This is a genomic window from Aromatoleum evansii (genome assembly GCF_012910805.1).
Classification (GTDB): Bacteria; Pseudomonadota; Gammaproteobacteria; order Burkholderiales; family Rhodocyclaceae; genus Aromatoleum; species Aromatoleum evansii.
Genome location: NZ_WTVK01000109.1, coordinates 1 through 8360, shown reverse-complemented (window position 1 = coordinate 8360; position 8360 = coordinate 1). Strand labels below are relative to the sequence as shown.

The 8360-nt window shown below is 62.7% G+C and carries 5 protein-coding genes; 3 read left to right on the top strand and 2 right to left on the bottom strand.

Features of this window, described 5'->3' with window-relative positions:
- Positions 1-330 precede the first annotated feature (330 nt).
- The 3 genes from GO615_RS26745 (at position 331) to GO615_RS26735 (ending at position 6973) form a co-directional block, all read left to right on the top strand.
- On the top strand, positions 331-1422 hold the full coding sequence (locus tag GO615_RS26745; RefSeq protein WP_169132898.1) for an IS5 family transposase: 1092 nt from the start codon (positions 331-333) through the stop codon (positions 1420-1422).
- 398 nt (positions 1423-1820) lie between these two features.
- Entirely contained in the window at positions 1821-5738 is a 3918-nt protein-coding gene (locus GO615_RS26740) for an EAL domain-containing protein (protein WP_169132897.1), read from the top strand.
- Positions 5739-5839: 101 nt separating this feature from the next.
- On the top strand, positions 5840-6973 hold the full coding sequence (locus tag GO615_RS26735) for a patatin-like phospholipase family protein (RefSeq protein WP_169132896.1): 1134 nt from the start codon (positions 5840-5842) through the stop codon (positions 6971-6973).
- 156 nt (positions 6974-7129) lie between these two features.
- Here the strand turns inward: GO615_RS26735 and GO615_RS29725 are convergent, their stop codons facing one another.
- Positions 7130-7852, bottom strand: coding sequence for a hypothetical protein (locus GO615_RS29725; protein WP_479686196.1), 723 nt, complete (start codon positions 7850-7852; stop codon positions 7130-7132).
- A gap of 65 nt (positions 7853-7917) precedes the next feature.
- A partial coding sequence (locus GO615_RS26720) for a hypothetical protein (RefSeq protein ID WP_211167388.1) occupies positions 7918-8360 on the bottom strand: 443 nt, incomplete at its 5' end.

Sequence of the window (8360 nt, the reverse complement as noted above, 5' to 3'; positions counted from 1 at the left end):
CTCGCTTGGGCAATCTGTTGCCTTTGCCGACCAGGTCGAACCTTTGAACAAGATTGTCTGCCGACTTGAAGTGGAAGCGAGAAAAGCGCTTGAACAGCTAGACAAGAAATGCAGCCGGCGAATCGGCGGGGTTCCTGCAGACGCTATTTCCCGGTAAATCGAAAGATCTTCCGATCCGCTGGTAACGAACCCGCTGCACTTGACATTAACACGAATACGCTGTTCAGCGAGGCGATCAACTGGAAGCTAACAGGTTGATGCAGAACTCAGTGAACGAACCGAGATGGCGTTTGTCATAGAAACGTTCCCAAAACTCCCGTCCTGACAGCGATGCACGGCCAACTCGATTCCCAGTCGTCGATGTTCCATTACTTCTCGCCCGAGTCGCGCGTGCCCTCGGATCACCCGCTGCGGCGGGTGAAGAAGCTGGCTGACCGAGCGCTCGCCGCCATCTCGGCGGAGCTGGATGTGTTGTATTCGAGCGTGGGACGCCCGTCGATTCCGCCCGAGCGCCTCCTCAAGGGCCAATTGCTGATCGCGCTGTACTCGATTCGCTCGGATCGGCAATTTTGCGAGCAGCTCGACTACAACATCCTCTTTCGCTGGTTTCTCGACATGGATCTGGAGAGCGCCAGCCTCGATCAATCGAACTTCAGCCGTCTGCGCGAACGTCTTGTCGTGACCGACGTGGCACGGCGCTTCTTCGATGAAGTGGTGTGCCTCGCGCGCCGCCAGCACCTGCTGTCGTCGGATCATTTCACCGTCGACGGGACGCTGATCGACGCCTGGGCCTCGTTCAAGAGCTTCAAGCGCAAGGGTGGTGAGTCCCCGAAGGACGGGGGCGACGGTACGGGGATGGTCGACTTCAAGGGCGAGAAGCGCTCGAACGCGACGCATCAAAGCACGACCGATCCGGACTCGCGCCTCATGAGAAAGGGCAACGGCCAAGCAGCGAAACTGAGCTACGGCGGGCACGTGCTCATGGAGAATCGCAACGGCCTGTGCGTGGACATCCTCGTGACCGAATCGACGCAGGCCGAGCACCGCGCCGCGCGCTCGATGCTCACCCGGGCGCGCCGCCGCCGAATTCATCCGAAGACGCTCGCCGCCGACAAGGGCTACCACGTGAAGGAGTTCGTGGCGCACCTGCGCGAGCACCGAATTCGTCCGCACATTGCCCGAATCGATGGGCGCAAAACGCCTGGTCTGGATGCTCGCACCACTCGCACCGAAGGCTATCGAATCAGTCAGCGCAAGCGAAAGCGGGTCGAGGAAATCTTCGGCTGGCTCAAAACAGTCGGCGGAATGCGCAAGACCCGATTCATCGGCCAGGCGAAAACCCAGATGGCGGCCGTCATCTCTGGCGCGGCGTACAACTTGCTGAGAATCGCGAAATTGAGTGGTTCGGAGCTGAAGGCATGAGCCGGGGGGCGAAAAGGGCCGCCGTGGCGCATGCTGGCAGCCGCTTCGGCAATTCGAAGCGAATTGAAAATCCAATTCCTGCGAGGAAGTCGCCATAAAAATCAATCCGAACACCCCGGCTGGTGCCGTGTCGCGCATTTTTGCATCACCCTGTTAGCTGCCCGTCCCACGAAATGCGCATCTGGTACTTGTTCGGCCTGAAGGGACGTTGGTGACCGGAGCTTTGCGATCTTCATTCCGCCAATACGACACTCCGCCGAGTGTCACGGGATCGGCCGAAGCCATCAGCAGGACCATCACCACATTCTGGTCCAGTAGTCGTCTTGACCGCTGCAGGTGCGCTCAATGATACTCAGTGCGGTACTGTTGAATTGCCGTCGGAACCGACAGGAAGATTCATGCACAGTCTCTCATCTGCGGATTTTCAGCTTCTATTTGAGGCAATGCCGCATCCCTATCTGATCCTTCGACCCGATGTCGCCTTTACGATCGTGGCGGTGAATGATCGCTACCTGGCGGCGACCGGTACCAGCCGGGATGCCATGGTCGATCATGGTCTGTTCGAGATCTTCCCCGACAATCCCGACGATGCTTCTGGCAGCGGTGTGAGCGACCTGCGTGCATCTCTCAACCGGGTGATCGCGGACAATCGTCAGGACATCATGGGAGTACAGAAATACGACATTCCGCTGCGCGACGGCAGCGGCCAATTTGAAGTGAAATACTGGAGCCCGGTCAATACGCCGGTTGCCGATCCAGCGGGCGGCATCGCTTTCATCATTCATCACGTTGAAGACGTCACCGAGTTCATTCTCAGCCGCGAGCAGGCCAACCAGGAGGCGGCGGAAAAACTGGGCAAAGTCGAAGCTCGTGCCGAGCGCATGGAGGCCGAAGTTCTGCATCGAGCCGCCGAAGTGAAGGAGGCCAACCGGGCATTGAAGCGCGCGATGGAGGATCTGGAGCAACGGGAGGCCGAACTGGCACGCCTGAATGCGCGTCTGAAGGAGCTGGACCGGGACAAGACGGAGTTTTTTTCCAACGTTTCGCATGAATTCCGCACCCCGCTCACTCTTATCCTCGGTCCTCTCGAGGAATTGCTGGACCGGGAGGGGAGCATCGATTCCGCCCATCGGCTGGAGTTGCTTCGGGTGGCCTATCGCAATGTGCTGCGGTTGATGAAGCTGGTGAACGCTTTGCTCGATTTCTCCCACATCGAAGCGGGCCGCAGCCAGGTCAAGGGCGAGGCCACCGATCTGGCTGCGTTGACGGCCGATCTGGCAAGCAACTTCCGCTCGGCCTGCGAGCGGGCCGGTCTCACCCTGACGGTTGATTGTCCGCCCCTGCCGAAACCGATCAGCGTGGATCGCGGGATGTGGGAAAAGATCCTGCTCAACCTGTTGTCCAATGCCTTCAAGTTCACCTTCGAAGGTGGAATCTCCGTCCGGCTTCGTACCGTAAACGACAACGCGGAACTACAGGTACAGGATACCGGGACAGGCATTCCGGCACGGGAACTGCCCCGCATCTTCGAACGCTTCCACCGCGTAGAAGGAGCACGGGGCCGGAGCTTCGAAGGCAGCGGAATCGGACTGGCCCTGGTGCGCAAGCTGGTTGAACTGCACGGTGGCACGATCCGGGTGGAGAGTGAACTCGGGAACGGTAGCTGTTTCATCGTCCAGATACCCTTGCAGACCACCCAGCCTACCCGCGCCGACGCAGCGTCATCCCATGCCGCCCATAGCGCCCGGGCACTTGTGGAAGAAGCCCTGCACTGGTTGCCAAATGCCGGCGCCGCGGATAACGGAATCGAGCCGGCGGATGCCGAACCGCCCGCCGTCCTGAGCGCGGTGACGCCCGCCGAAATACTCATCGCCGACGACAATGCCGACATGCGCGGCTACCTGCACGACCTGTTGAGCGAAGCGGGACACCGCGTGCACACCGTGACCAATGGCGACGAAGCCCTCGCCGCCAGTCTGGCCCGGCGGCCAGACCTCATTCTGACCGACGTGATGATGCCGGGGATGGATGGTTTTGGATTGCTCAGGGCACTGCGGGAGCACCCGCAGACCTCGGGTCTGCCGATCATCCTGCTTTCCGCCCGGGCCGGGGAAGAGGCACGCATCGAAGGGCTTGCGGCCGGCGCCGACGATTATCTGATCAAGCCGTTTCACGCCCGGGAACTGGTGGCACGTATCGATGGCGCGCTGCGCCTGGCCCAAGCGCGACGGGATGCCACCGAGGCCTTGCGCCGGTCGGCGGCGGAGATTGCCGACCTTTACGACCACGCTCCCTGCGGCTACCACACCCTCGACAGCGACGGCGTCATTGTCCGCATCAATGCGACCGAACTACAGTGGCTCGGCTATGGACGGCAAGAACTGGTCGGCGCGCTGAAATTTGCCGATCTGCTGGCGTCTGCCAGCCACCGCAGCTTCCAGGAGAATTGGGGGCACATCAAGGAAGGCGGCAACCATAGTTTCGAGTGCGACATGATCCGCAAGAATGGAGTCGTGCTGCCGGTGGCCGTCCAATGTATGTCGCTTACCGACGAGCAGGGGCATTTCATTGAAAACCGGGCCATCCTCTTCGACATCACTGAACGCCGACAAGCCGAGCACGAATTACGCCGGGCGGCCACCGTGTTCAACAACACGACCGAGGCAATCATCATTGCCGATGCCGAGCGGAATATCGTTTCGGTGAATCGCGCATTTACGGAAATCAGCGGGTTCACGCTGGATGAGGTGCTGGGGAAGAACCCGAGGCTGCATAGGTCGGATCGCCACGACGGCCCTTTCTACGAACGTCTCTGGCACAGCCTGGAGCACAACGGTCATTGGCAAGGAGAGATCTGGAACCGCCGCAAGAATGGCGAAACCTATCCTTGCTGGGAAAACATCAGTGTGGTGAAGGACGAACAGGGGCGTATTGCCAATTACGTGTCCGTCTTCTCCGACATCAGCGCCATCAAGGCGGCGGAAGAGCAGTTGCGGCAACTGGCCCATTGCGATTCGCTGACCGGCCTGTCCAACCGCCTAATGTTTGCCAATGCCTTGCCGAAAACCCTGAAGCGGGCCCCGAGGCATCAGAAGAAGGTTGCCTTGCTGTTTCTGGACCTGGACCGTTTCAAGCTGATCAACGACACCCTGGGCCATGCCGCCGGGGATCAGCTTCTGCAGGAGGTGGCGCGCCGCCTTCAGCAGTGCGTCCGCGGCGAGGATCTGGTGGCACGCTTGGGCGGCGACGAGTTCACCATCGTCCTGGAGGAAATCAATGAGGCGGAAGACGTCACCTTGGTCGCCGGGAAGATCATCGCTGCCCTGGCCGAGCCGATAGTCATCCAGCAGCGCAAGGTCGTAACCTCCACCAGCATCGGCATCAGCATCTACCCGAACGACGCGGACAGCGCCGAGGATCTTGCCAAGGCGGCAGATGCAGCCATGTATCGGGCCAAGGCCAGGGGGCGCAACACTTTCGAGTTCTACACCGCACAACTCACCGTGGACGCCCAGCGGCATCTCGCGGTGGAGCATGATCTTCGCGAGGCCCTAGCCAATCGACAGTTCGAGCTCTATTACCAGCCCCAGGTGGAACTGGCTACCGGCAGAATCGTCGGGGTGGAGGCCCTGCTGCGCTGGCGCCACCCGAAGCAGGGTTTGATGTTGCCGGACGAATTCATCCGGGTGGCCGAAGAAAGTGGCCTGATTCAGCCCATCGGCGAATGGGTAATCAGGGAGGCCTGCCAACAGGCAGCAACCTGGCAAATGGCCGGCATCACGCCTTTGCGCATGGCTATCAATATCTCCGGCCGCCAGCTGCTGCACGATCACCTCATCCTGTCGCTGACCCGGGCAATCCACGAATCCGGTCTCGATCCCAGTACCGTTTGCGTCGAACTGGAGATCACCGAAGGCATCCTGCAGGCGGTAGAAAGCGCCCCCATCCTGCAGGAATTGCAAAGGCTGGGGGTGATGATCGCCATTGACGATTTCGGTACCGGCTACTCGTCCCTCAGTCGCATCAAGCATCTTCCCGTCGACACCTTGAAGATCGCCCACGGATTCGTTCAGGACCTTCCGGACGATGCCGACAACACTGCCATCACCACCGCCATCATCTCCCTGGCTCACAACCTCGGCTTGAACGTGATCGCCGAAGGCGTCGAAAACGTGGCCCAGCTATCGTTTTTGCGATCGCAGGGCTGTGCTATCGGGCAGGGCCATCTCTTCAGCCAAGCAGTGCCGGCGGCGGACTTCATCCAGCTTTCAGGCCAGTTCAAACTCGGCGCCCACTCGGAATCTCACGTGCTGTAAGAACAACCAAAACGGCGGCAGGCCATCCGCGCGTTGAACGGAACCGCCGGCATACGGATGGACTAGCATGAGATTTCCACCAGCCCTCGCGGAGACCGACCATGCCTGCCGCGCACAAGACCGCAACCGTCATCGAACCGCGCCGTACGATCCTGGTCTTTCAGGGTGGCGGTGCCCTGGGAGCCTATCAGGCGGGGGTCTTCGAGGCCCTGGCCGAATCCGGGCGGCAGCCGGACTGGGTGGTGGGCACTTCGATCGGGGCCATCAACGGTGCGCTGATCGCGGGCAACCGGCCCGAACACCGGCTCCCGCGGCTGCGCGAGTTCTGGCGCCGGATGTCGACCGGCCACGGCGGGCTCGACCATTGGGAAGCGGCATTCGGCGCCGGGATGCGCAACCTCGCAACGCTGACGTTCGGCGTGCCGGGTTTCTTCGCCCCGCGCCGCTTTCCGTCCTTCGCGTTCAGCGGCGCCGCCACGCCCGCCGAAGCAAGCTTCTACAGCGTCGAGCCGCTTGTCGAAACGCTGACCGAATTGGTCGATTTCGACTATCTGGCCAATTCCCCGATACGGCTTTCGGTGGGTGCGGTGGATGTCGAAAGCGCACGGCTGGTGTATTTCGACTCACGGCAGGAAGCGCTGCAGGTGGCGCACGTGCTCGCAAGCGGCGCGCTGCCGCCGGCCTTTCCGCCGGTGGAGATCGCCGGACGATACTACTGGGACGGCGGGATCTACTCCAATACGTCTCTCGACTGGATCCTGCACGACCAGCCGCGCGACCATTCGCTGTGCCTGTTCCCGACGCTCTGGCCCCAGCAGGACCAGGTGCCGCGCGCGATGGGCGACGTGCTCAGGCGTGAGAAGGAGATCCAGTTCGCCAGCCGCGCCGATACGATCATCGAGATGGAGCGCGAAATGCATCGCATGCGCCATGCCATCAACCTGCTGGCCCGCGCCCTGGCCGAGCACGAGCGCGAATCCCCGCTCATCCCGCTGGCCTGCATGGGATGCGGGAGCGTGTTCCATGTCATTCATCTCCAGACACCCCGGCTGCCGGGCGAGGATCACACCAAGGACATCGAATTCGGGCCCGAGCGCGTTCGCCAACGCTGGGCGGCGGGGCTGGCCGACGCGGGCCGCGCGTTGGCAGCCAAACCGTGGATGATCGAAGTGCCGCCTTCGGAGGGCGTCGTGGTGCACGACTTTTCGGTATCGGCGGGAGAAGGATCCCGGTAATCGGATCGGGCGTCTGCACGAACGGTCGAAATCGGCCGGCCGCCCGGGTGATCAATCGATCTTGCCTGCATTCCCGCACAGGAAAACAAAACGGCGCCCGTGCCGGTCCCGCCACGGCAGGCGATGGGAATTGGAGCTAACTGCACTGCAGCGCAGTCAGCCCCTCGGGACTACTCCACGCCTTCCAGCAACCCTAACAACTGAGCCCGCCGCACCACGTGCTTCCTGTTGGCTGCATCCAGCTTGCCGAACAGGTTCTTGAGGTGCCACTTCACGGTTTCCTCGCCAACGCCCGTCGCCTGGGCGACCTCCTTGTTGGAGAGGTTGCGCGCGAGGAGTTCGAGCACTTCGCGCTCCTTCGGCGTGAGCACCATGCTCGGGATGGCGCGGGACGGCGGCGTCGCGGGAGGGCGCAGGCGCTGCCGGGCGCAGGCCGAGGTCGACGTCCGCCCCTTCCAGGATGCCCGCGACAAGACGCTCGGCCGCGTCGTGGCGTTCGCTCAACGCCAGCACCCAGGCCGCGGCGAGCCGCAATCGGGGACGTTTGTCCAGCTCGGTTTCAGGCAGCAGCTCGACCCAATCGAGCACCATGCCGACTTGGCCCTGCAGCGCGGCCTCGTAGAGGGACTGCTCGGCCAGATCGAAGGCGACCTCGCGGTTCCCCGCTGCGAGCGCGTGGCGGGCGGCCTCCTCGAGCATTCCGCGCTCTTCGAGCCAGCGCATCGCACGGGTGTGCACATCCGCCTGTTCGGCCACCGGCAGCTCGGTAAGGCGGGCATGCAGCGCGTCGCGCGCGAGCGTGTGCAGACGGACCCATTCGTTGGCGGCCGGGTTCATGCCCACGCCGTGGTAGTCGGAGAAGCCCGCCGACTGGTTCACGAACACGCCGCCGGTGAGGTGAACGCCGCCGTTCGCCCTGAGCCCTTCGTCAGGCTCAGGGCAGCTCAGCCCGAGTGGTCGTTGCCTGCAGCGTCAGTGGGCGACGGGAGGGCCGCGTTGCACAGACGCGCTTGCAGGGTTGTGCTGGGCTCCCCGCGCAGCACCTTGAGCAACTCGGTGCGCGCCCGTTCCCGGTCCAGCCCCTGGGCCACCAGCATCTCAATCAGCTCGCCGAAGCGCGCCCGGCGCCGCAGCCCCGCCTCGCTCGCGTCCCGCCGGTCGCGGAAGCAGTCCATCAGGGTCGAACCGCACACGCAATTGCGGAACAGCTCCACGATCACCTGCCCGTCGTCATCCACCGCCTGCTTGAGCCCGCTGCGGCCGTTGCCCACCCGTTGCGTCTGCGCGATGTAATCGTCGGCGTCGCAGTATTTGCGGCCGCAGGCCGAGCAGCGCTTCGGGAACGTGCCGGCGGCGAGTTCCCTCAAGCCGGCGTACAGCCCCGCGT

Excerpts from the sequence above, each read along its gene's own strand:
- GO615_RS26740 (WP_169132897.1), top strand. The coding sequence starts at position 1,821 with ATGCACAGTCTCTCATCTGCGGATTTTCAGCTTCTATTTGAGGCAATG.
- GO615_RS26735 (WP_169132896.1), top strand. The coding sequence starts at position 5,840 with ATGCCTGCCGCGCACAAGACCGCAACCGTCATCGAACCGCGCCGTACG.
- GO615_RS26745 (WP_169132898.1), top strand. The coding sequence starts at position 331 with ATGCACGGCCAACTCGATTCCCAGTCGTCGATGTTCCATTACTTCTCG.